Genomic DNA, 22,865 nt, shown 5'->3' on the forward strand with positions numbered 1-22,865 from the left:
GTCTCCTTATTGCCAGTCGCGGTGATAGGCGCCGAGCGTGGTCTGGCTGCCTTCAGAAAGTTCACCGAGCGCGCGCATCCACGGCGCCTGCACCGTGAACTGTTGCGGATCGGCCATGCAGCGATCGATCGCCTGACGCCACACTTTAGCCACCTGCGCCACATAGGCCGGGCTGCGCTGGCGTCCTTCAATTTTCACCGAGGCGATATTGGCGCGCAGCAGTTCTGGCAGCAGCGCCAGGGTATTGAGGCTGGTGGGCTCCTCCAGCACGTGATAGCGCTGGTTATCCACCTCGTAGCGCCCTTTACACAGCGTCGGATAGCCCGCGCTCTCATCGGCGGCGTAACGGTCAATCAGCACTTCGTTCAGGCGCGACTCCATGCCCTGTGCCGTCTGCTGCCAGCGCACAAATTTGGCCGGTGAACAGGCGCCCGCGCTGTTCGGCGACTCGCCGGTCAGCCACGACGAGAGATAGCAGCGGCCTTCGGCCATGATGCACAGGCTGCCAAAGGCGAACACCTCAAGCGGCACCGGCGTTTCGCGCGCCAGCTGCTTCACCTGGTGCATCGACAGCACGCGCGGCAGCACCACGCGGCTCAGTGCAAAGTGGCGGTGATAAAACTGAATGGCCTGCAGATTGGTAGCGGACGCCTGCACTGACAGGTGACGTTCAACCTGCGGATAGCGGCTGGCGGCATACTCCAGCGTGGCGATATCGGCCAGAATCAGCGCATCGGCACCGTTCTGTGCGGCGACGTCAATGGCGCTTTGCCAGCGGTTAAGGCCGTCGGGATGGGCGAAGGTGTTGATCGCCACGTGCAGTTTACGCCGGTGCTGATGCAGGAAGCGCGCGGCTTCTGCCAGTTTCTTATCGGTAAAATTGAGGCCAGCAAAGTGGCGGGCGTTGGTGTCATCTTTCAGGCCGACGTACACCGCGTCAGCGCCGTGCTCCACCGCCGATTTCAGCGCAGGTAAGTTCCCCGCCGGACACAGCAGTTCCATACAATTTCCTCCCCCGGATTCTGAACGCCGTTGAGTGTAAGGAAGCGCAGGTGCTGCAATGTTGATTTAAGGCAGTGAAAGCGGGATTGCCAGGGCGGAATGGAGAATTTTCGCACAGACGCGGGGCGATTTCCTTGATCCCGGTTGAGGCGAAAGCCGACGGATGTGGCAATATAGATAAAATTTTCTCAAGGGAGTGCAGCGCATGTTCGCACGCTTACGCGGCCTGTTAATTGAAAAAGGGCCGGAATTCCTCGCTTTACCGGTGTCGCTAACACCATTCGCCGTGAAAAAAACGGTTTTGCAACAACTCCTAAACTGGCAATTTCGTCATGCTTTGGCTGAAGGTGAGTTAGACTTTCTGCAAGGGCGCTATCTCGGCATTGAGATCGCGGACGTCAATCTGCGCTGGGTCACCACGCTGCAGGACGGGCGCCTGACCGTTTCGCGCGACGCCGAAGCAGATGTCTGGTTTCGTGGCGAAGCCAACGATCTGCTGCTGGTAGCAGCACGCAAAGCCGACCCCGATATGTTGTTCTTTCAGCGCCGTCTGGTGATTGAGGGCGACACGGAGCTGGGACTGGAGGTGAAGAATCTGATGGATGCCATAGAACTGGACGCCATGCCCACGCCATTGCGCACGGGGTTGCTGCAGCTGGCTGCTTTTGTTGAGGCAGGAATGACACAGGACGCGAAGGCCGCTGAGGCGCGCGCGGGGATCTCATGTTGATTCGTACTGAAATTGGTGTGGACGCGGCAGGCATCGACAGCCTGTTAAAGCGCAGTTTTGCCACCGCAGCCGAAGCGGAACTGGTACAGCAGTTGCGTGAAGACGGTTTACTCACGCTGGGCGTGGTGGCCACCGATGACGAAGGCCAGGTGCTGGGTTATGCCGCCTTCAGTCCGGTGACGTTGCAGGGCGAGGATCGTAACTGGGTGGCGCTGGCGCCGCTGGCGGTTGATGCCTCGGTGCGCAGTCAGGGCATTGCTAAACAGCTGGTGTATGAAGGGCTCGATTCGCTCAATGAGTTCAGCTACAGCGCCGTGGTGGTGCTGGGCGATCCGCAGTTCTACAATCCGCTCGGCTTTGAACCGGCGGCGCGTCACGGCCTGCACTGCCGCTGGCCCGGCAGCGAAGCGGCGTTTCAGGTGTATAAACTGGCGGACGATGCGTTCGATGGGGCAGAAGGGCTGATCGCCTTCTCGGCACCTTTCAATCGTATCGACTAAACCACGCCGTTAAGCAGGCTGGCTGCTGGGCAACCAGCAGCAGTTTCTGCGCCCGGCTCAGCTGTTTTACCTGATACTCCAGCCGGGAGGCCGCCGCGCGATCGCCGGCCGCGCAGTGAAACACCAGCGTCAGCGGACCTTTGCCGCGCAGCGCACGGGCTCCACGCCCCTGCTGGTGCTGCTGCAGGCGACGGTTGACGTCAGTGGTGATGCCGGTATAAAGCATCCCGGCGGCGGTTTGCAGCATATACAGCTGCCAGCCCTGTTCCATTTACAAACCTCGTTCATGTGCTGGCGGGCAGTGTAACGCGCCTGCGGCCGCATCGCTATCAACGCACGGAGTTGCTCTTGTCTGACCATTCTCATCTGATTCGCTATCTGAAAAAGCAGCACGTGCTGTCGCTATGTGCCAGCGACGGTGATGCGTTATGGTGCGCCAACTGTTTCTACGTGTTCGATGAAGCGCGCATGGCGTTCTGGCTGATGACCGAAGCCGATACGCGTCACGGCGCGCTGATGGCGCGGCATCCACGCGTCGCTGGTACGGTGAACGGCCAGCCGAAAACGGTGTTGCTGATTAAAGGCGTGCAGTATAGTGGTCGTATACAACTGACCGATGAGGCGCAGGCGCTGAAGGCCTATCAGTCGCGCTTTCCGGTGGCAAAAAAAGTCACCGCGCCGCTGTGGGAAATTACGCTGGATGAGCTGAAAATGACCGATAACGCGCTGGGGTTTGGCAAAAAGATTGTCTGGCAGCGTTAGCCCGGCACGCGCAGAGGCGCACCGGGCGACCGCCTTACGCTGCGTTCAGAATGCGCAGGGATTCGCGGTTAAACGCGGGCAGGTCTTCAGGCGTGCGGCTGGTAACCAGCTTGTCATCATCAACCACCACCTCTTTATCGTAAAAGTCCGCGCCGGCATTACGCAGATCGATGGCGATAGCTTTCACGCAGGTCATTTTGCGACCGCGCACGCCGTTCGCGCTGATCAGCAGCTGCGGACCGTGACAGATGGCAAAAATCGGTTTGCCGCTGGCGACAAACTCTTTGGTGAAGGTGACAAAGCGATCGTCACCGCGCAGCGCGTCAGGCGAATGACCGCCGGGCAGCAGCAGCGCGTCAAACTCGGCCGGGCTGACATGGTCAATATCCTTGTCGATTTTGACTTCGGCTTTGCCCTGTTTTCCCTTCACGGTTTTGCCCGCCTGCATCTCAATGGTGACCACTTCATGGCCCGCTTTGGTGAAGGCCTCGGCCGGTGAGGTAAACTCTGAGTCTTCAAATTCATCGGTAATCAGAACCGCTATTTTCTTGCTCATCTTTCTCCTCCTTGCTGGTCACGCACCTGCTGTGCGTGACACGTTTCAACAGACAAGTCTGGACCCTGAGCGCGGAAACGCAAGCCAGCCGGCACAGGCGGGATTGGTTAAATTCCGGAGACAGATCAAGTTTAAGCGTGACGACGCTGGCACAAGGGCATAACCTGAATAACACTGTGGGATCTGCGTCGCGCCCTCCGCGCGGCATACGTTATTCAGTTGAATACGGAACCGGTTATGACCCAATTCGCCTCACCTGCACCAGCGGCTCGCTTCGCCTGGTGGAAACCGCTGCTGTTCCTCGCCGTGGTGCTTATCGGCCTGTGGTACGTCAAATGGCAGCCTTACTATGGCAAAGCCTTCACGGCCGCAGAAACCCATTCCATCGGCCGCTCTATTCTTGCCAATGCCGCAGATTCGCCGTGGCGCGCCGCGCTGGATTACGCCATGGTCTATTTTCTCGCGGTGTGGAAAGCTGCGGTGCTCGGGGTGGTGCTGGGCTCGCTGGTGCAGGTGCTGATTCCGCGCCGCTGGCTGCTGCGCCTGATGGGCAGCAACCGGCTGGGGGCCACGCTGGTCGGCACCGGTTTTGGCCTGCCGGGCATGATGTGCAGCTGCTGTGCCGCGCCGGTGACCGTCGGCCTGCGCCAGGCGCAGGTTTCAAGCGGCGCGGCGATGGCGTTCTGGCTGGCGAATCCGCTGCTCAATCCGGCAACGCTGGTGTTTATGGGCTTTGTGCTCGGCTGGCAGTTTGCCGCCATTCGGCTGGTGGCGGGTGGGGTGATGGTGCTGGGCATTGCCATGCTGGTGCAGCGCAGCGTGCCGGAAACCGCCGTTGCCGCGCCGCTGTTGCCGCACGAAAGCCATGAACGGTTTGTAACGCGCTGGCTGCGCGTGATGTGGCGGCTGTTCTGTAACACCATTCCGCTCTACATCGTGGCGGTGCTGCTGCTCGGCGCCGCGCGCGTCTGGCTATTTCCGCACGCGGACGGCGCGGTGGGCAATACGCTGTTCTGGGTAATGCTGATGGCCATCGCCGGCTGCCTGTTTGTGATCCCTACCGCCGCCGAAATCCCCATCGTGCAAACCATGATGCTGGCGGGCATGGGCATCGCACCGGCGCTGGCGCTGCTGGTGACGCTGCCCGCGGTCAGCGTGCCGTCGCTACTGATGCTGCATCGCGCGTTCCCGCCGCGCGCGTTGTGGATCGCCTTCTGCGGCGTGGCCGTCAGCGGCATGCTGCTCGGCATCCTCGCACTGTGGCTGGCGTAGATACCAGATAGTCTGATTGCGGCTGCCGCGCCACAGCAGCCGCGCATCTTTTTCCGCTTCGATGAAACGTCCATCAATCAGCACGTCGATTTCCGCAATCACTTCACGCTGCGCCGCCGTCAGCTCCGCCAGGGTGTAGCCGGTCCACAGCCAGATATCTTTATCCGGACAGTCACGGCGCACGCGTTTCACCAGCCGGCGAATATGCGGCACATTGTGCGGATGCAGCGGATCGCCGCCGCTCAGCGACAGACCCTGACGTGGAATGCGTTGATCCTGCAGATCGGCGATCAGTTGCTCCTCCATGGCCAGCGTAAACGGCACGCCGGAGTCAGGCCGCCAGGTGCTCTGGTTGTAGCAGCCGCGACACTGATGTTCACAGCCCGCGACGAACAGCGTGCAGCGCGTGCCGGGACCATTCACGATATCCACATCGTAGTAGCGATGAATGTGCATCATCCCAGCTGTCCGGTATCAAGGTGTTTGACGCGGCGCTGCACCTCTTCCTGCTTGCCGGCGTTGAACGGCCGCGCATCCGGGCTGCCAAGATAGCCGCAGACGCGGCGCGTGACCGAAACGCGCGCCGGATCGTGATTGCCGCAGCTCGGACAGGTAAAGCCTTTGCTGGTACAGCTGAATTCGCCGCTGAAGCCGCACTCGTAGCACTCATCGATCGGCGTATTGGTGCCGTAATAGGGCACGCGGTCATAGCTGTAATCCCACACATCCTCCAGCGCCCGCAGGTTGTGCTGAATGTTGGGGTATTCGCCGTAACAGATGAAGCCGCCCCTAGCGATGGCCGGGTAGGGCGCTTCAAAGTCGATTTTGTCGTACGGATTGACCTTTTTCTCTACGTCGAGATGGAAGCTGTTGGTGTAATAGCCCTTGTCGGTTACGCCCGGCACCACGCCAAATTCGGCGGCATCAAGGCGACAGAAGCGATCGCACAGGTTTTCACTGGGCGTACTGTACAGGCTAAAGCCGTAGCCGGTTTCCGCTTTCCACGCATCCACCGCTTTGCGCAGATGCGTCACAATCGCCACGCCGGTTGCGCGCAGGTGCGCGGCATCATACGGATGCACGGCGTTGCCGCTTAGCGCGTTGAGTGTTTCATGCAGACCGATATAGCCCAGCGAGATCGAGGCGCGGCCGTTGCGGAAGATCTTGCCCACCTCATCGTCCGCATTGAGCCGCACGCCGCAGGCACCTTCCATATAAAGAATCGGTGCGACGCGCGCTTTGGTTTTTTCCAGCCGGGCAATGCGGGTCATCAGCGCCCGCTTCGCCAGCGCCAGGCGCGCATCCAGCAGCGTCCAGAAGCGGGCTTCGTCTCCCTGGGCTTCTAACGCAATGCGCGGCAGGTTGAGGCTGATCACGCCGATGTTGTTGCGGCCCTCATGAATCTGCTCACCGTTTTCCTCGTAAACGCCGAGGAAGCTGCGGCAGCCCATCGGCGTTTTGAACGATCCGGTGACTTCCACCACTTTGTCGTAGTTGAGGATATCCGGATACATGCGCTTGCTGGCACACTCCAGCGCCAGCTGTTTGATGTCGTAATTGATGTCGCCGGCGCGGCGGTTGACGCCTTCACGAATGGCAAACACCAGCTTAGGAAACACCGCGGTTTTATGGTTTTTGCCCAGCCCGGCAATGCGGTTGCGCAGAATCGATTGCTGAATCAGGCGCGCCGCCCAGTCGGTGCCGAGGCCAAAGCCAAAAGTGACGAACGGCGTCTGACCGTTGGCGGTGTGCAGCGTATTAACCTCGTACTCCAGCGACTGAAACGCGTCGTAGCACTCTTTTTCCGTGCGCGCGCGCGCGTAAGCTTCCACGTCAGCAATCTGCCATTCGCGGGCAATCTGGCGATGTTTTTCGAGGCTGAGGGTGACAAACGGCGCCAGCACTTCGTCAATGCGGTTAATGGTGGTGCCGCCGTAAATATGGCTGGCGACCTGCGCGATGATCTGCGCCGTCACCGCGGTGGCGGTGGCGATGGATTTTGGCGGTTCAATCTCGGCGTTACCCATTTTGAAGCCGTGCGTCAGCATGCCGTGCAGATCGATCAGCATGCAGTTAAACATCGGGAAGAAGGGAGAGTAGTCGAGGTCGTGATAATGGATTTCCCCACGCTCGTGCGCCAGCACCACATCGCGCGGCAGCAACTGCTGCTGGGCATAATGTTTGGCCACGATGCCGGCCAGCAGGTCGCGCTGCGTCGGGATCACTTTGCTGTCTTTGTTGGCGTTTTCGTTGAGCAGTGCCGCGTTGGTCTGTTCCACCAGGCCGCGAATGGCATGGTGCAGCTTGCCGCGCTGCTCGCGCGCCAGATCGCGGTCGTGACGGTATTCAATATAGGCGCGCGCCAGCTGCGGCCAGCGTCCGCTCATCAGCGCCTCTTCCACGGCACACTGGATGTCGCGAATATCGACTTCAGCCTGGATTGCCAGCTGCGCGCTGACCTGCTGAGCGACCGTCGTGCACCAGGCCAGGTCGTCAACCTGAGCAGCCTGCGCGGCGGCCCGCACTGCAGCTTCAATGCGCCGGGCATCAAACGGCACCCTGCAGCCGTCACGCTTAATCACTACCGTTGCCATCTTCCCTTTCCCCGCTGGAAACTACATGTAGATAATTTTAAGGAGTGTAATCGCAACATGTGGTGTTTCAGAGGAAATTAATCGCACCGTTTTTGACCTGTCGCAAAGAAGCGCGGCCAGCGCCTGAAAGCCGTGCAGTGGTCAACAGCCGCTACACTGAAAAGTTTTAAGCCGCACAAACTTCAGCCGGTTGCAACTTGCTTTGCGTTGCGAAACAGGTTTAATGAGCGTTTTGCGCCATTTCCGGCCCATCGTTTTGCCTTACAAGGATGCCCACCATGCTTCTGCCCCGTACGCTGCTGGCCGTTTTGTGTTCCCTGACGTTTTCCACGCAGGCCGCACCGGCAGGCGATCTGCCGCTGATGCCGTGGCCACAGCAGGTGACGCAGCCCGCAGGCGGTGGCGCGTTTACCCTGACGCCGCAATTTTCGCTGCACATCACCGGCGATCACCTGGAAGGGGCCGAAGCGCGCTGGCGCGCCCGCATTGCGCGGCAAACCGGCTGGGCGCTGCTGCCCGCCAGCCCGGCCAGCGATCGTCCCGCCATTCAGGTCCGGATTGCCGATGCGGTCGATCCGCTACCGCAACCGGACAGCGACGAAAGCTACCGTCTGGAGGTCAGCAGCAGTGGCGTACTGCTGCAGGCACCTACCCGTTTTGGCGCGATGCGCGGCATGGAAACCCTGCTGCAGCTGATCGCCAACACCGCCAGCGGCACGCAAATTCCCTTTGTCACCATTGACGATCGGCCGCGCTTCCCGTGGCGCGGCGTGCTGATCGATCCGGTGCGCCATTTCCTGCCGCTGGAAACCCTCAAGCGGCAGATTGATGGTATCGCCGCGGCGCGCATGAATGTGTTTCACTGGCACCTGACCGACGATCAGGGCTGGCGCTTTGCTTCCAGTCACTATCCGCAGCTGCAGCAACAGGCCAGTGATGGGCTGTTCTACAGCCAGCAGCAAATGCGCGAGCTGGTGCACTATGCCACTCAGCGCGGCGTGCGCGTGGTGCCGGAAATCGATCTGCCCGGCCATGCTTCTGCCCTGGCCGTAGCGATGCCGGAGCTGATGAGCGCGCCGGGGCCATATGCCATGGAGCGCGGCTGGGGGGTATTTAAACCCTTGCTCGATCCCAGCAATGAAGCGGTGTTTCGCTTTATCGACACGCTGATTGGCGAAGTCGCGGCGATCTTTCCCGATCCCTACATTCACATCGGCGGGGATGAAGTCGATCCCAGTCAGTGGAACGCCTCACCGAAGATTCAGCAGTTTATGCGCGACCACGGCCTGCAGGACGCCCATGCTTTGCAGGCGTGGTTCAACCAGCGGGTTGAGAAGATTCTCGCCGCGCATCAGCGGCGCATGCTTGGCTGGGATGAGGTGTACCATCCCGACCTGCCGAAAAGTATTGTGATTCAGTCGTGGCAGGGGCAGGACGCGCTCAGCGAAGTGGTAAAGCAGGGGTATCGCGGCATTCTTTCCACCGGTTTTTATCTCGACCAGCCGCAGAGCGCCGCGTATCACTATCGCAACGAGCTCTGGCCGCAGGGGCTGAACGGCGTCGATCAACTGCGCGCCGACGATCAGGCGCAAAGCTGGCAGTTCACTATGCCGCGTCTGAAAGGCAGCGCGGTGCAGGGCAGTTTCACCCTGATTGAGGGCAAAAACGGCTGGCGCGGTTTTATCGATTTCAGCGGCAAGGCGCGACGCCAGGTCAGCGACATTCGCTGGCTATCACCGACGCAGCTGACCTTCAGCGTCGACAGCTGGATGGGGCCGTTTCAGCCGGTGGTGACGCTGACGCGTGACAGCCTGACCGGCTACGTGCTGGTGGGCAACGTGCGCTATCCGACCACAGGTAGCAGGCTGGCGCAGATACCGGCCGGTATTGCCCCGGTACTGCCCACGCCCGCTCAGCTGCAGCGTGATTTGCTGGGCGGTGAAGCGGCGCTGTGGGCGGAGAACGTCAATAGCCGGGTGATTGATACGCGGCTGTGGCCGCGCGCCTTTGTGGTGGCGGAGCGGCTGTGGTCGGCGCAGGATGTGACCGACAGCGAGAATATGTACCAGCGGCTCAGCGCGATTGATCGCTGGGGGACGGTGTCGGTCGGCCTGCAGCAGCATCAGCAGGCCGAGGTGCAGATGATGCGACTGGCCAACAGCAGCGATATCACTCCGCTGCGCGTGCTGGCGGAAGTGCTGGAACCCGCGCAGTATTACACCCGCCAGCACCTGAAGTTTCAGGCCGGGCATTATGACTATTTTGAGCCGCTGAACCGGCTGGCGGACGTGCTGCCGGCCGAGAGCGAGCCGGTGCGGCTGCTGGATAAACAGGTGGATGCGCTGATTGCTAATCGCGGCGATCATGCTGCCGCCAGCGCCCTGCGCCATCAGCTGCAGCGCTGGCAGCGCAACAGCGATGCGGTGATGCCGCTGGTGCTGGGCAATTATCAGCTGAAAGCACTGCAGCCGCAGGTGCGCCAGGTCGCTGAGCTGAGCCGGATGGGGCTGGATCTGGTGAATGCGCTGGAGCGCAACCAGGCCTACGGTGCAGGCGAGGTGGCGCAAATGCACGCCCAGCTGGATGCGGCGGCGCAGGTGCAGGATGAAACGGTGCTGGCGCTGGTGCGACCGCTGGAGAAACTGCTGCGATCGTCGAGATAGGGAAGATCGGAAGTCACGAACTATGCAGGGTCGTCATTGATGACGACCTGGCGATCTCGCCAGGTGCGCACGGATACGCCCCCTGCATGCTGTGTGATTGATGACAGCTAAATCAGCGACGTACCGCGATGGCTTCGATCTCAATCTTCACGTCTTTCGGCAGACGCGCCACTTCCACGCAGGAGCGCGCCGGGAAGCTGGCCTGATGTTCGGTGAAAAACGCTTCATAGGTGGCGTTGACCGTGGCGAAATCGTTCAGGTCTTTGACGAACACGGTGGTCTTCACAATGTCGCCCACCTGCAGGCCAGCGGCCAGCACAATCGCCTTCACATTCTCGAGCGACTGACGCGCCTGCGCGGCGATATCGTCCGGAACCGCACCGGTGGCCGGATCGACCGGGATCTGGCCGGAGGTGATGATCATGCTGCCGAGATCCACGCCCTGGACGTACGGGCCAATCGCTGCCGGGGCTTTTTCAGTACTGATTTCGCGAGACATTGTTTCTCCTTAGGCATGCGCGGCGAACCCTTGCCCGCCGCGAAAATGTTCGCCCCATTATAGGGAGGAAACGGGCGATTACCAGTGACCGAGCACCACGTGGCGCGCGAACTCTTTCTCGCAGTATTTACACTTCAGGTGCACATCGTCATCGCGCTGCTTCACCGCAAAGCTGGAGAACACCGGCTCGCTGCGGCTGATGCAGTTGCCGTTGGGACAGGTCAGCACGCGCTCGATGCGTTCCGGCAGCGTCGGTGCGATCTTCGCCACCACTTCATACTCATCAATGCGATTCACCGTGGCGTGCGGCGCGTATACTGCCAGCTGATTGATCTGATCATCGGTCAGAAAAGTATTTTCGATTTTGATCAGATCCTTACACCCCATCTCGCCCGACGGCAGATTAAGGCCGATGGTGATGCGCTGATCGGTTTCAGTGAGGCGGAACAGTGACAGTAACTTAAAGCCGACCTGCGCCGGAATATGGTCGATCACCGTGCCGCGTTTGATGGCTTCAACCTGCAGTTTGTTATCGTGGGTCATCGTTCTGCTCCTTACAGTGCCAGTTCGCTATTCAGTACCAGCGCCAGCAGGGCCTGGCGGGCATAGATGCCGTTGCCGGCCTGCTGGAAATACCAGGCGTGCGGTGTGCTGTCGACATCGGTGGTGATCTCATCAATGCGCGGCAGCGGATGCAGCACCTTCATGTTATCGCGCGCACCGGCCAGATCGGCCGCCCGCAGGATGAACTGCGCTTTCACGTTGGCATACTCTGAGGGATCGAGACGCTCTTTCTGTACGCGCGTCATGTAGAGAATATCCAGCTCCGGCATCACTTCTTCGATGCTGTCGTGGCGCGACCAGGCAATGTTCTGTTCATCCAGCATATCGGTGATGTAGGACGGCATCGCCAGCGCATCCGGTGCGATGAAGTAGAAGCGGTTGCCGCTGAATTTCGCCAGCGCCTGGGTCAGCGAATGCACGGTGCGGCCATACTTCAGGTCGCCGACCATCGCCACGTTGAGGTTGTCGAGGCGGCTCTGCGTTTCGCGAATGGTAAACAGATCGAGCAGCGTCTGCGTCGGATGCTGGTTGGCGCCGTCACCGGCGTTAAGGATCGGTACGCCGCCCGAGAACTCCGTGGCCAGGCGCGCCGCGCCTTCCTGTGGATGGCGCATCACGATGGCATCCACATAGGTGCCAATCACCGAAATGGTATCGGCGAGGGTTTCGCCTTTCTTGCCCAGCGAGGTGTTGCTGCCGTCGGCAAAACCGACCACCGATGCGCCCAGCCGGTGCATCGCGGTTTCAAACGACAGGCGGGTGCGCGTTGAAGCCTCAAAGAAGCAGCTGGCGATAACGTTGTGTTTCAGCAGCTCCGGCTGCGGATGGGCTTTCAGCTGGGCGGCGGTATGCAGCACCAGCTCCAGCTCATCGCGGTTGAGGTCGTTGATGGAAATAATGTGCTTGCGATATAGCGGGTTGGCCATAGCTCTCTCCTCTGCGCTGCCGGATTGCGGACAAAAAAAAGCCCCTTTACAGGGGCTTTCTGGCGATCGATGAATGACGGAAAGAAACAGGAGCGCCGCCTGCATTCAGGCGTACGGGAGCGGCAAATTGTGCGCTGCGCTGTTGCATGTTTCCTCCGGCAAATTGTGGCGCATTATACGCATTCATTGAGCCGCATCAAGCAGAAATCACGCGCGAGGTAAACGTTTGCGCCGTGCAGGCTTAGCGCTGACTCAGCGTCGCCACCATCACCGCTTTAATGGTGTGCATGCGATTTTCCGCCTGGTCAAACACCACGCTATGGTCGGATTCAAACACCTCGTTGCTGACTTCCATGCCGTCGTGCAGGCCATACTGTTCGGCCATCTGCCGTCCGAGCGTGGTTTGGTCATCATGAAACGCGGGCAGGCAGTGCAGGAACTTCACCTGCGGATTGCCGGTCAGCGCCAGCATCGCGCTGTTCACCTGATAGGGACGCAGCAGGGCGATGCGCTCTTCCCACACCGATTTCGCTTCGCCCATCGATACCCAGACGTCGGTATAGATGAAATCAGCACCCTGCACGCCTTCGGCAATCTCTTCTGTCAGGGTGATTTTGCCGCCGGTGTGCTGCGCTGCCGCGCGGCACTGCGCCACCAGCTCCTCTTCTGGCCAGCAGCCTTTCGGTGCCACCAGCCGCAGATCCAGCCCCACCAGCGCTGCTGCTTCCAGCATACTGTTGCCCATGTTGTTGCGCGCATCGCCGACGTACACCAGCGTCATCTCGTTCAGCGCTTTGCCCGGCAGATGCTCCTGCATAGTCAGCAGGTCAGCCAGCAGCTGCGTCGGATGGAACTCGGTGGTCAGGCCATTCCACACCGGCACGCCGGCATATTCGGCCAGCGTTTCCACCAGCGCCTGGCCGTAGCCGCGATACTGAATGCCGTCATACATGCGTCCCAGTACGCGCGCGGTATCTTTCATCGACTCTTTATGGCCGATCTGGCTGCCGCTCGGGCCGAGATAGGTGACGTTAGCGCCCTGATCGTAGGCGGCAACTTCGAAAGAGCATCGGGTACGGGTCGAGTCTTTTTCGAAGATGAGCGCGATGTTTTTGCCTTTCAGGTACTGGGTTTCGCTGGCGTTTTTCTTTGCCTGTTTTAATTCACTGGCGAGTGATAACAGATCGGTGATTTCGGCTGGAGTGAAATCCAGCAATCTCAGGAAATGTCTCGAATACAGCTGACTCATACTGCGCTCCGCATTACATCAATAATGAATTAAAATTCAATCTAACCGTATGAATATGCATTTTCAACCCCAGCGCTAAGAAACTTTCTGTTTTGTGTAGTGGCGCGCGAGGCAGTGTGGGAAAATAATTGCATTCACTGCCACTATTTTGAGGACACGCCCATGGCATACGAAGCATTGCTGGAAGAACAGCGCGAAGAGACGCGCCTGATCATTGAAGAGTTGCTGGAAGACGGCAGCGATCCGGATGCGCTTTACACCATCGAGCATCATCTCTCCTGCAACAACTTCGACTCGCTGGAGAAGGCCGCGGTTGACGCGTTCAAGCTGGGCTATGAAGTCACCGAGCCGGAAGAGCTGGAGCTGGAAGACGGTAGCACCGTGATGTGCGTCGACATCCTGAGTGAATCGGCGCTGAAGCCGGAACTGATTGACGCGCAGGTCGAGCAGCTGGTGAATCTGGTCGGGAAATACAACGTCGATTACGACGGCTGGGGCACCTACTTTGAAGATCCGGATGCCGAAGATGAAGACGACGGCGAAGAGATCGACGACGAAGACGATGACGGTGTGCGTCACTAAGCCCTGACGGGCGGCACATGCCGCCCGGTAATTTTCCTGCCAGCAAAGAACTTCTGATGAATTACGCTTCGCTATTAGACCCCATTCACCAGTTTTTACAGTGCCGCACGCCGCAGGCGTGGATTGATGAAGCGCGCAAGCCGGAAAATCTCACGCTGCTGCTTACCGATCACATGGTATGCGAGTTGAAAGCGGCGCAGACCGCTGTGTGGCTGATTCGTAAATACGTCGCGGATAAACCCAGTGGTGACGCGATCCTGGCGTGGCTGCAGCCGTACGAAGATTTTATTTTCGGCGAGAATCACGACAGCGATTTTATCAATGCCCACAAGAATCTCAGCAAAAGCATTATTGTGCGCAATGAACTGCCGTGGGCTGATGAGATGGTGGAAAAGATGGTGCTGCTGATCAAAGAGGAGCTGCACCACTTTTATCAGGTGTGGGAAATCATGCAGGCGCGCGGTTTGCCCTATCGCAAGATCACCGCCAGCCGCTACGCCAAAGGGCTGCTGCGTGAAGTGACTACCCATGAACCGGATACGCTGGTGGATAAACTGATTTGCGGGGCGTATATCGAAGCGCGTTCCTGCGAGCGCTTCGCCAGCCTGGCGCCGTATCTGGATGCGCAGCTGGAGAAGTTTTATATCTCGCTGCTGCGCTCAGAGGCGCGCCACTATCAGGATTACCTGACGCTGGCGGCACAGATTTCACCGAAGGATATCGCGCCGCGCGTGCGGGCGATCGGGGTAGCAGAAGCGCGCTTGATCAGCGAACCGGACACTGAGCTGCGCTTTCACAGCGGCGTGCCGGCGTTTTGATTTGGTGCGCGCGGCGAAACTTCCAGACCCAGCCTTCAGGCGTTGTCTTACTAACCGCCTTATCTTTGCATACCTTCTGTGTAAAGACGCTGGGGGTAGTAATTAAGCAGTGAGTCATTAAAGACTTATAAATACCATGGAAGCAGGAATGAATCTGCCCGATCAGATTTTCGCGGCGCGCTGATGGCCCCAGGTCAGGTAGTAGACATCATAAAAATCCACTTCTCCTTTCTGCTGCATCAGGCGATCGATGCCGCTGCGCACGCGCTCGGGCGTACCCGGATTCTCCAGGATCTTGTCCAGCGCCTGCTGTGAGACCGGCTGCACGTAATACCACTCGCCGTTGTAGCACACGCGCAGATCCAGCGTATCGATGTCCTCGAAGCGGTATTTCGGGTTGATATCGAGCAGCATCAGAAAACTCATCACCAGCACGAACACCGTGGCGAACCAGAAGGCCGGCCAGCCGAGCATCTCAGTCGAGAAAATCAGCGCCACGCACAGGCCGTAGCACAGGTACATCACGCCCCACAGCCCCGGATGGGTTTTCAGGAAGTTAAAGCTAAAACGCGGCAGATTATCGCGCCGCTCTTCGCGGTTGAGCGTGTCGATTTCATCGATCAGAATTTGTTTAATCGCGTCCATTATTCACCTCTGAATATCACTGCCTGCCAGTAAACCACATAACAGTGAAGGGCGGCAGAGACAGATCAGCGGTGTTTTTTTATAACAGTTTTCCGCAACGCATCAGCTCACCTGCCCGACAATCTGCAGATTGGCATCGTCCGGCACCTCGTTATACGACAGTACATTCAGCCCGCTGGCGAACAACCGGGCGTAGCGTGCAATCAGCGGCCGCAACTGCGGCGTCACCAGCAGCACCTGCGTCAGGTTCTGCGCTTTCAGCTGTTCCATCATCACCGGCAGCGTGCTCTGCAGCTGGGTGAGAATGTTAGGGTCGACCGGGAAGCTGTCCAGCGCCACTTTGCCGCCCTGCTGCGCCTGATTGAGCGCTGCCAGCAGCAGGTTTTCCAGGCTGTTATCCAGCGTATAGGCCGACAGCGGTTTGTTGTCCGGCGCAATCGCCGCCACCATGGCGCGACGCAGCGCGTAACGCACGTCGGAGGTCAGCAGGATCGGATCTTTGGTGATCGCCACGCTCTCCAGCAGCGTGGTGGCGATGGTGGTGATGTCCTTGAGCGATACCTGATCATTGAGCAGCAGACGATACACCTTGAGCTGCAGACTGTAGTTCACTGCGGCGTTGAGATCCTCTGACAGCTTCGGCGCCACGCTCGCCAGCCGCTGATGCAGCTGAGTAATATCATCGTAGTTGAACAGCTCCGGCAGGTTTTCGCGCACCACTTTGTTGACGTGCGTGGCCACTACGCTGGCGCAGTCGACTACCTGATACCCCAGATTCAGCGCTTTGGCTTTCTGCTCCGGCAGGATCCAGGTCACCGCCATACCGTACGCGGGATCGGTATCCAGCAGGCCGTCGATCTCACCGTACTGATCCGGCGTCGGCAGCGCCATCAGGCGGTCGGCGTGCACTTCGCCCACCGCGGTGCGAACGCCGTTGATCTTGATGGCGTACTGCGACGGCTTTAAGTGGAAATCTTCACGCAGGGCGATCTCCGGCAGCAGCACGCCGCTGGTTTCCGACACCACCTGGCGCACGCCGCGCATACGCTGGGTCAGCGGCGCGCCTTTGCCTTTGTCCACCAGCGTGACCAGCTTGTAGCCCAGGTTAAGGCCGATGGGCTCGACCAGCGGAATATTGTCCCAGCTGATGGTCGGCTGTTCGTCCGGCTGCGCCAGCGCCTGATTGATCGCCTCCATGTCGACATGGCTTTGCGTCGGCTTCTGCACTACGCGGCTCTGGCGCCACGCGGCGAACAGCAGCAGGGCGGTGAAGACGAGGAACACCATGTGCGGAATGCCCGGCACAATCGCCAGCACAAACATCACGCCCGCGGCGGTATACAGCGTGGCCGGTTTCGCCAGCAGCTGCGACTTCACTTCCTCGCCCATGTCAGCGCCGTCGCTGATGCGCGTCACGATGATCGCTGCCGCCGTCGACAGCAGCAGTGACGGAATCTGCGCCACCAGACCGTCACCGATGGTCAGCAGCACATACTGTTCGAACGCCTGGCCGGCCGGTAAACCGTGTTTGAACACGCCGATCAGGATGCCGCCCAGCACGTTGATCAGCAGGATCATGATGCCGGCAACGGCGTCACCGCGCACAAACTTGGAGGCGCCGTCCATCGCGCCGTAGAAGTCCGCCTCGTTGGCCACATCCTGACGCCGTACGCGCGCCTGTTCCTGATTAATCAGCCCGGCGTTAAGATCGGCGTCGATCGCCATCTGTTTGCCCGGCAGCGCGTCAAGGGTAAAGCGCGCCGACACTTCAGAAATACGCTCGGCCCCTTTGGTCACCACCACAAAGTTGATCATGGGCGCCGTCACCGAAGACGAGCGTAAAGAGATCGTCGCGCAGCTTAACGGCACCTCGGTGTTTAACGGGTCCGGCTTTAATCCGTTCGATGTCGAAACCGGACGCGGCTCCGCCATCATTGGTGAAACGCTGGCGATTGCGCCGCCGACCGAGGGCGCCACCGTCAGTGACACCAGCGCGGAAAACAGCGACAACAACGCCAATCAGCCTAAGGAAGATCTGGACAGCGTGCTGTCGCGCTCCGACGCCGAGCTGGCGCAGCTGCGTCAGCAGATCCAGAGCATCATCAACAGCTATCACGCCCAGAACCTGCTGACGCTGGAAACCCTGCCGCAGGGGCTGCGTATCCTGATTCAGGATGACCAGGATCGCATGATGTTCCCGCGCGGCAGCGCGGTGCTGACACCGTTTTACCAGCGCCTGCTGACTGAACTCGGTCCGGTGTTTAACCGCATCGACAACAAAATCATGATCAGCGGCCACACCGACGCCGCGCAGTACAGCGGCAACGCGGCGTACAACAACTGGAATCTCTCCGGTGACCGTGCGCTGGCGGCGCGGCGCGCGCTGGAGCGCGGCGGGCTGGAAAGCACGCGCGTGCTGCAGGTGAATGCCATGTCATCCCGTATGCCGCTGGACAAAGCCGATCCGCTCAGCGCACGTAACCGCCGCATTGAAATCATGGTGCTCACCGAGGCGGCCGCCGAGACGCTGTTTCAGTTTTATGGTCGTGAAGGGGAGAACGTAGTGAAACCCATCGCTGACCGCCTGCGATAACCTGTCAGTGCCTTTGAATCAACTGTTGATTCTACCGGTGGCGAAATCCACCGGTTTTTTTTGCCTGTTTTTTGCTGTGGCAGATGCCGGGTAAACGAGGCGCGCCACGGCATGCCACGAAATGTTAAATATGTTAATAAGTAATTTGGCTTTAGTAAGCTAAATCATTCTTTTATGTGAATTTTGCCGGTGTGCGCACATTGCAATGCCCGGTGGCTTTGCCACAATTAGGCAATGTGGCTATCCGGAGAAAGAGTATGTCTGCCCAATCTTCCAGTCTGCTGTTACTGATGTCTTTCGCCGCCGGTACCTTTTCCGCGGGATCGTCAGGTAACCCGCAGCATTTAATGTTATCGCTGCCGTCCGGCGGTGTACCCAATAATCCGCTGCCGCTGATCATCTGGCCGTGCGTGGTGCCGGAAGAGGAGGAGGACAGCGCGGCCTGGTTTGAAAAAACCTTTAGCGCCAGCGGCTGGCCTGCGGCGTGGCGCGCGCCGATTTTTCCTTACACCCACTATCATCCCAACACCCATGAGGTACTGGGCGTCGGCGCGGGCTGGGCGGAAGTGCTGTTTGGCGGCGACAGCGGTCGCATGGTGACGCTGCGTGAGGGGGATGCGGTGCTGATCCCGGCCGGCGTGGGCCATAAACAGGTGTTTGCCTCCGACGACTTTTTCACCGTTGGCGCCTATCCTGAAGGGATGTCACCGGAAACCGTGCGCGACGAACCTTCCCGGCTTCGCGCGTCAAAAGAGCAGATCCAGCGCGTGCCGCTGCCGGATCGCGATCCGTTTACCGGCGGCGAAGGAGCAATGACCGAAATCTGGCTGCCAGTGGCGCAGCAGCTGATGCACCAGTAAGGTGCAAGGCAAGGATTATCCGGCGCGGCTCCGCTTTTGGGGCGCGCCTGCCGTTGCGGCGGCGGGCCTCTGGCACACTTTGTGCAGGAGAGAAGTCAGGTCCTCTGACAAGCGCCGGGTAAATCATGAAAGCACGCGACCAGATAGCATCAACCTTCTACGATGAGATGTTGCAGAGCGACGGTCAGCACCGCGCTCACTATCAGCATTACTGGGAATGGTTACAACAGGCGGACAAAGAGGCGGTGGCGCGTAAACGTGAAGAGGCAGAACTGCTGTTTCATCGCGTTGGCATCACCTTCAACGTCTACGGTGACGACGGCGGTGCCGAGCGGCTGATTCCGTTCGACAGCGTGCCGCGCATCATTCCTGCCAGCGAGTGGGCGATGCTGGAGCGCGGCATTCGCCAGCGCGTTCAGGCGCTCAATGCTTTCCTGCACGATATCTACCATCAGCAATATATTCTCAAAGCCGGCATCGTGCCGGCCGAGCAGGTGCTGGTTAACGATCAGTATCAGCCCTGTATGCAGGATGTCGATCTGCATCGCCAGATCTACGCGCACATTACCGGTGTCGATATGGTACGCAACAGCGACGGCGACTATTACGTGCTGGAGGATAATCTGCGCACGCCGTCCGGCGTCTCCTACATGCTGGAAAACCGCAAAATGATGATGCGCCTCTATCCGGAGCTGTTTGCCGCGCAGCATATCGCGCCGGTGGAGCGCTATCCCTCGCACCTGCTGCAGACGCTGCGCGAAAGCTCGCCGGTTAACGATCCGGTGGTGGTGGTGCTGACGCCGGGACGTTTCAACAGCGCCTACTTCGAACACAGCTTTCTCGCTCAGCAGATGGGCGTGGAGCTGGTGGAGAGCGCCGATCTGTTCGTCAAAGACGGTGCGGTGCTGATGCGTACCACCGCCGGGCCGTGCAAAGTGGATGTGATCTATCGCCGCGTGGATGACGCCTTCCTCGATCCGCTCGCCTTCCGGCCGGATTCGATGCTCGGCGTGCCGGGATTACTGTCGGTATACCGATCCGGCAATGTGGTGCTGGCGAATGCGATCGGCACCGGCGTCGCCGATGACAAGTCGATCTACCCCTACGTGCCGGAGATGATCCGCTACTACCTTGATGAAGATCCGATCCTCAACAATGTGCCCACCTGGCAGTGCCGCAAGCCGCAGGATCTGAGCTACGTGCTGGCCAATCTGGCGCAGATGGTGGTGAAAGAGGTGCACGGTGCCGGCGGTTACGGCATGTTGATTGGTCCGGTCGCCAGCCAGCAGCAGCTGAGTGAGTTCCGCGAGCGGCTGCTGGCGCGGCCGGATAATTACATCGCGCAGGATACGCTGTCGCTCTCCACCTGCCCGACTTTTATCGACAACGGTCTGGCGCCGCGCCATATCGATCTGCGGCCTTTTGCGCTGTACGGCGCGGATATCCGGCTGGTGCCGGGCGGCCTGACGCGCGTGGCGCTGACCGAAGGCTCGCTGGTGGTGAACTCGTCGCAGGGCGGCGGCACCAAGGACACGTGGGTGCTGGAGGATGACACATCATGCTAAGCCGGACGGCCAGTGGCCTTTACTGGATGGCGCGCTATCTGGAGCGCGCAGAACAACTTGCCCGGGTGCTGGATGTGACCCATCGCCTGTCGCTGATGCCGGTGCGCAATCGTCAGGGCGACGAACTGCTGTTGCCGCTCAACCTGACCGGTACGCGTCAGCTGTTTGAAACCCTCAACGGGCGCTGCACCATGCCGCAGCTGTTCAACTTCTTCGCGCTGGATGAGCGTAACCCGAGCAGTATTTTCAGCTGCTGGCAGGCAGCGTGGAACAACGCGCACGCGGTGCGCGGCAGCCTGTCATCCGAAGTGTGGGAGAGCATTAACTCGACGTGGATTGAGATGCGCAACACGCGCCGCCGCGGCATCTCGCCGGCCGGTGCCGACAGCTTCTTCGACTGGGTGAAAGAGCGTTCGCATCTGTTTCGCGGCGCGATGTCAGGCACGCTGCTGCGCGGCGATGCGCTGCGTTTTATCCGGCTTGGCACGCTGATGGAGCGCAGCGACGGCACCGCGCGGCTGCTGAGCGTTAACCAGCAACTGCTGGAGCAGCATCCCGACACGGTGCGGGAATATTACTGCCTCGACAGCCTGCTGCGCGCGGTGTCGGCGCGCGAGGCCTACAACGCCATCTTTAAGCAGCAGCTGATGCCGCCGCTGGTCAACGAAATGCTGATCCTGCGCAGCGAAAGTCCGCGCTCGCTGCACTCCTGCATTGAGGAGATCGCCAGCCAGCTGGAGCAGATTGGCAGCAGCGGCGAGGATCGCCCGCGCTATCTCAGTACGGTCCTGCTGGCGGAGATGCGCTTCAGCACCTGGGAAAGCCTGACGCGCGACGGCCTGCAGCCGTGGCTGGACCATTTTCTCAGCCGCATCAACGCGCTGGCGGAGAGCATCAATCACACCTATCTGGAGGCGAAATGAGACTGAACATTGAGCATAAAACCTGGTACGCCTATGAGCAGCAGGTAAAACTCAGCACCCAGTATCTGCGCCTGACGCCGCAGAATTCGGTGCACCAGCAGGTGCTGTCGTGGCAGCTCGATCTGCCGTGTGAGGCGACGCGCACGCTGGATGCTTACGGCAACGTGCTGCACGTGCTGACGCTGGACAGGCCGCATCAGCTGCTGGAGATTGCCGCGCGCGGCGTGGTCGAGATTCTGGATGCCAGCGAGCTGGCGCCGGATCCGCAGTCGACGCTGTCGCCGCTGGTTTTTCTGCGCGCTACGCCGCTGACCCAGCCGGACGGGGCAATCCGCGACTTCGCCCGGCGCTACTGGCAGGCGGAAAAACCGCTCGCCAGCCTGGAAAAACTGATGGACGAGCTGCTGCTGAAAATGCCGTACCAGCCCGGCAGCACGCAGGTAAGCGACAGCGCGGCGAAAGTGTTTGCTGCCGGCAGCGGCGTTTGCCAGGATCACAGCCACGTGTTTCTCGCCTGCTGTCGCAGCCTGGGGATCCCGGCGCGCTACGTCAGTGGCTATCTGTATACTGACAACGTTGAACACGTTGCTACCCACGCCTGGGTTGAAGCCTGGCTGGATGGCAGTTGGCACAGCTTTGATATCACCAATAACACGCGCAGTACGCGGCAGCATTTGCGGCTGGCGGTGGGTGTCGACTATCTCGATGCCTGTCCGGTGCGCGGCATTCGTCTGGGCGGCGGCGGTGAAGATATGCTGGCGGTGGCTGCGGTGCAACAGGTGCACGGGCAGCAGTAATCGGAACAGGCGTAACTATGACTTATTGTGTGGCAATGCGTTTATCGGCCGGGATGATTTTTGTCTCGGATTCACGCACCAATGCGGGCGTGGATCATATCTCCTCGTTTCGCAAACTGCATGTGTTTCAGGTGGATGATGAGCGCACGCTGGTGCTGCAAAGCGCCGGCAATCTGGCGACGACGCAGAGCGTGATGAGCCTGCTGCGGCGCAACTGTAACGACAGCGAACAACCCAATCTGCTCAACGGGCGTTCACTGTACGACATTGCGCTGCTGGTAGGCGCCACGCTGCGTGAAGTGATTGCGCGCGACGGCGAGGAGTTTGGCGGCACGCTGCTGCTGGGCGGGCAGATTCGCGGCGAAGAGCCGCGGCTGTTCCAGATCTATCCGCAGGGCAACTTTATTGAAGCCAGCGTCGACACGCCGTACTTCCAGATTGGTGAGAGCAAATACGGTAAGCCAATTATTGACCGCGTGCTGCGCTATGAGACCTCGCTCAGCCAGGCGATGCAGTGTGCGCTGATCTCCATGGATTCGACGCTGGCGAGTAACATCTCCGTCGGCCTGCCGCTCGACGCGATGGTTTACCACAGCGACAGCTTCAGCGACAGCGAGCAGTACCACATCACCGAACAGCATCCCTACTTTTCCCAGATCCGCCAGCTGTGGAGCAAAGGGTTGCTGAGCGTATTCTCTCAGCTGCCGCCGCTCAAGCTCTGATCTGCTGCCCGGTCGTCACGCTGGCGGACCGGGCCGGATTTGA

At 59.8% G+C, this 22,865-nt stretch carries 22 protein-coding genes and 2 pseudogenes; 13 read left to right on the forward strand and 11 right to left on the reverse strand.

The features are described 5' to 3' along the window. Positions 1-6 precede the first annotated feature (6 nt). A complete protein-coding gene (locus tag F3I21_RS14345; RefSeq protein WP_058759571.1) occupies positions 7-1,002 on the reverse strand; it encodes a peptidase U32 family protein in 996 nt (331 codons plus the stop codon). Between the two features lie 205 nt (positions 1,003-1,207). Between F3I21_RS14345 and F3I21_RS14350 the strand changes: the two genes are divergently transcribed. Next, positions 1,208-1,732: an SCP2 domain-containing protein gene (locus tag F3I21_RS14350; RefSeq protein WP_150059192.1), complete on the forward strand. Its 525-nt coding sequence runs from the start codon at positions 1,208-1,210 to the stop codon at positions 1,730-1,732. Further along, positions 1,726-2,232 carry a GNAT family N-acetyltransferase gene (locus F3I21_RS14355; RefSeq protein WP_021507689.1) on the forward strand — a complete coding sequence of 169 codons (507 nt, stop codon included), beginning with the start codon at positions 1,726-1,728 and terminating at the stop codon, positions 2,230-2,232. Before F3I21_RS14350 ends, F3I21_RS14355 begins: the two co-directional genes overlap by 7 nt. Here F3I21_RS14355 and F3I21_RS14360 read toward each other — a convergent pair. After that, the gene (locus F3I21_RS14360; RefSeq protein WP_021507688.1) at positions 2,216-2,503 is read right to left on the reverse strand and encodes a GIY-YIG nuclease family protein; all 288 of its coding nucleotides are present in this window, start codon (positions 2,501-2,503) and stop codon (positions 2,216-2,218) included. The genes F3I21_RS14355 and F3I21_RS14360 overlap by 17 nt on opposite strands. A gap of 77 nt (positions 2,504-2,580) precedes the next feature. Between F3I21_RS14360 and F3I21_RS14365 the strand changes: the two genes are divergently transcribed. Then, positions 2,581-2,994 (forward strand): YhbP family protein, encoded by a 414-nt coding sequence (locus F3I21_RS14365; RefSeq protein ID WP_150059193.1) that lies wholly within the window; start codon positions 2,581-2,583, stop codon positions 2,992-2,994. A 34-nt stretch (positions 2,995-3,028) separates the two neighbouring features. Here F3I21_RS14365 and F3I21_RS14370 read toward each other — a convergent pair whose 3' ends face one another. After that, positions 3,029-3,550: a type 1 glutamine amidotransferase domain-containing protein gene (locus F3I21_RS14370; protein WP_021507686.1), complete on the reverse strand. Its 522-nt coding sequence runs from the start codon at positions 3,548-3,550 to the stop codon at positions 3,029-3,031. 237 nt (positions 3,551-3,787) lie between these two features. On the opposite strand from F3I21_RS14370, the gene F3I21_RS14375 reads away from it, so the two are divergent. After that, on the forward strand, positions 3,788-4,822 hold the full coding sequence (locus F3I21_RS14375; protein WP_150059194.1) for a permease: 1,035 nt from the start codon (positions 3,788-3,790) through the stop codon (positions 4,820-4,822). Here F3I21_RS14375 and nrdG read toward each other — a convergent pair. Next, positions 4,817-5,281, reverse strand: a pseudogene (nrdG, locus tag F3I21_RS14380) (anaerobic ribonucleoside-triphosphate reductase-activating protein); the annotation flags it as partial. The gene F3I21_RS14375 and the pseudogene nrdG sit on opposite strands and share 6 nt — an antisense overlap. Continuing rightward, entirely contained in the window at positions 5,278-7,416 is a 2,139-nt protein-coding gene (nrdD, locus tag F3I21_RS14385; protein ID WP_150059195.1) for an anaerobic ribonucleoside-triphosphate reductase, read from the reverse strand. The pseudogene nrdG and the gene nrdD, both read right to left, overlap by 4 nt. Positions 7,417-7,694: 278 nt before the next feature. On the opposite strand from nrdD, the gene F3I21_RS14390 reads away from it, so the two are divergent. Next, positions 7,695-10,079 (forward strand): beta-N-acetylhexosaminidase, encoded by a 2,385-nt coding sequence (locus tag F3I21_RS14390; RefSeq protein ID WP_150059196.1) that lies wholly within the window; start codon positions 7,695-7,697, stop codon positions 10,077-10,079. Between the two features lie 112 nt (positions 10,080-10,191). Here the strand turns inward: F3I21_RS14390 and ridA are convergent, their stop codons facing one another. From ridA to argF, 4 genes are all read right to left on the reverse strand, one after another. Then, positions 10,192-10,578, reverse strand: a complete 387-nt coding sequence (ridA, locus tag F3I21_RS14395; RefSeq protein ID WP_010615965.1) for a 2-iminobutanoate/2-iminopropanoate deaminase — start codon at positions 10,576-10,578, stop codon at positions 10,192-10,194. A gap of 78 nt (positions 10,579-10,656) precedes the next feature. Continuing rightward, complete coding sequence (pyrI, locus tag F3I21_RS14400; protein WP_150059197.1) at positions 10,657-11,121, reverse strand: aspartate carbamoyltransferase regulatory subunit; 465 nt, start codon at positions 11,119-11,121, stop codon at positions 10,657-10,659. Between the two features lie 11 nt (positions 11,122-11,132). After that, a complete protein-coding gene (gene pyrB, locus F3I21_RS14405; protein ID WP_058770675.1) occupies positions 11,133-12,068 on the reverse strand; it encodes an aspartate carbamoyltransferase in 936 nt (311 codons plus the stop codon). A gap of 241 nt (positions 12,069-12,309) precedes the next feature. After that, positions 12,310-13,317 (reverse strand): ornithine carbamoyltransferase, encoded by a 1,008-nt coding sequence (gene argF, locus F3I21_RS14410; RefSeq protein WP_150059198.1) that lies wholly within the window; start codon positions 13,315-13,317, stop codon positions 12,310-12,312. A 162-nt stretch (positions 13,318-13,479) separates the two neighbouring features. Between argF and rraB the strand changes: the two genes are divergently transcribed. Then, on the forward strand, positions 13,480-13,899 hold the full coding sequence (rraB, locus tag F3I21_RS14415) for a ribonuclease E inhibitor RraB (RefSeq protein WP_010615961.1): 420 nt from the start codon (positions 13,480-13,482) through the stop codon (positions 13,897-13,899). 56 nt (positions 13,900-13,955) lie between these two features. Continuing rightward, a complete protein-coding gene (locus F3I21_RS14420) occupies positions 13,956-14,717 on the forward strand; it encodes a tRNA-(ms[2]io[6]A)-hydroxylase (protein WP_141496212.1) in 762 nt (253 codons plus the stop codon). A 162-nt stretch (positions 14,718-14,879) separates the two neighbouring features. On the opposite strand, the gene F3I21_RS14425 is transcribed toward F3I21_RS14420, so the two are convergent. Together F3I21_RS14425 and F3I21_RS14430 are read right to left on the reverse strand one after the other, a co-directional pair. Next, positions 14,880-15,362, reverse strand: a complete 483-nt coding sequence (locus F3I21_RS14425; protein ID WP_021507677.1) for a YlaC family protein — start codon at positions 15,360-15,362, stop codon at positions 14,880-14,882. A 102-nt stretch (positions 15,363-15,464) separates the two neighbouring features. After that, positions 15,465-17,177 (reverse strand): annotated as a pseudogene (locus tag F3I21_RS14430) (flagellar biosynthesis protein FlhA); the annotation flags it as partial. On the opposite strand from F3I21_RS14430, the gene F3I21_RS14435 reads away from it, so the two are divergent. The 6 genes from F3I21_RS14435 to F3I21_RS14460 all read left to right on the forward strand — a co-directional run bounded on the left by F3I21_RS14435 (position 17,176) and on the right by F3I21_RS14460 (position 22,822). Continuing rightward, entirely contained in the window at positions 17,176-17,955 is a 780-nt protein-coding gene (locus F3I21_RS14435; protein WP_058770671.1) for an OmpA family protein, read from the forward strand. The pseudogene F3I21_RS14430 and the gene F3I21_RS14435 overlap by 2 nt on opposite strands. A 257-nt stretch (positions 17,956-18,212) precedes the next feature. Next, positions 18,213-18,815 (forward strand): hypothetical protein, encoded by a 603-nt coding sequence (locus F3I21_RS14440; RefSeq protein ID WP_021507674.1) that lies wholly within the window; start codon positions 18,213-18,215, stop codon positions 18,813-18,815. A 125-nt stretch (positions 18,816-18,940) separates the two neighbouring features. Then, complete coding sequence (locus tag F3I21_RS14445; protein WP_058770669.1) at positions 18,941-20,380, forward strand: circularly permuted type 2 ATP-grasp protein; 1,440 nt, start codon at positions 18,941-18,943, stop codon at positions 20,378-20,380. Beyond that, on the forward strand, positions 20,374-21,303 hold the full coding sequence (locus F3I21_RS14450) for an alpha-E domain-containing protein (RefSeq protein ID WP_021507672.1): 930 nt from the start codon (positions 20,374-20,376) through the stop codon (positions 21,301-21,303). Before F3I21_RS14445 ends, F3I21_RS14450 begins: the two co-directional genes overlap by 7 nt. Beyond that, complete coding sequence (locus tag F3I21_RS14455; protein WP_058759558.1) at positions 21,300-22,100, forward strand: transglutaminase family protein; 801 nt, start codon at positions 21,300-21,302, stop codon at positions 22,098-22,100. The genes F3I21_RS14450 and F3I21_RS14455 overlap by 4 nt, the downstream gene beginning before the upstream one ends. A 17-nt stretch (positions 22,101-22,117) precedes the next feature. Then, on the forward strand, positions 22,118-22,822 hold the full coding sequence (locus F3I21_RS14460) for a proteasome-type protease (protein WP_031279727.1): 705 nt from the start codon (positions 22,118-22,120) through the stop codon (positions 22,820-22,822). The last annotated feature ends 43 nt before the right edge of the window (positions 22,823-22,865 follow it).

Source organism: Pantoea sp. B_9 (assembly GCF_008632015.1).
GTDB classification, from domain to species: domain Bacteria; phylum Pseudomonadota; class Gammaproteobacteria; order Enterobacterales; family Enterobacteriaceae; genus Pantoea; species Pantoea dispersa.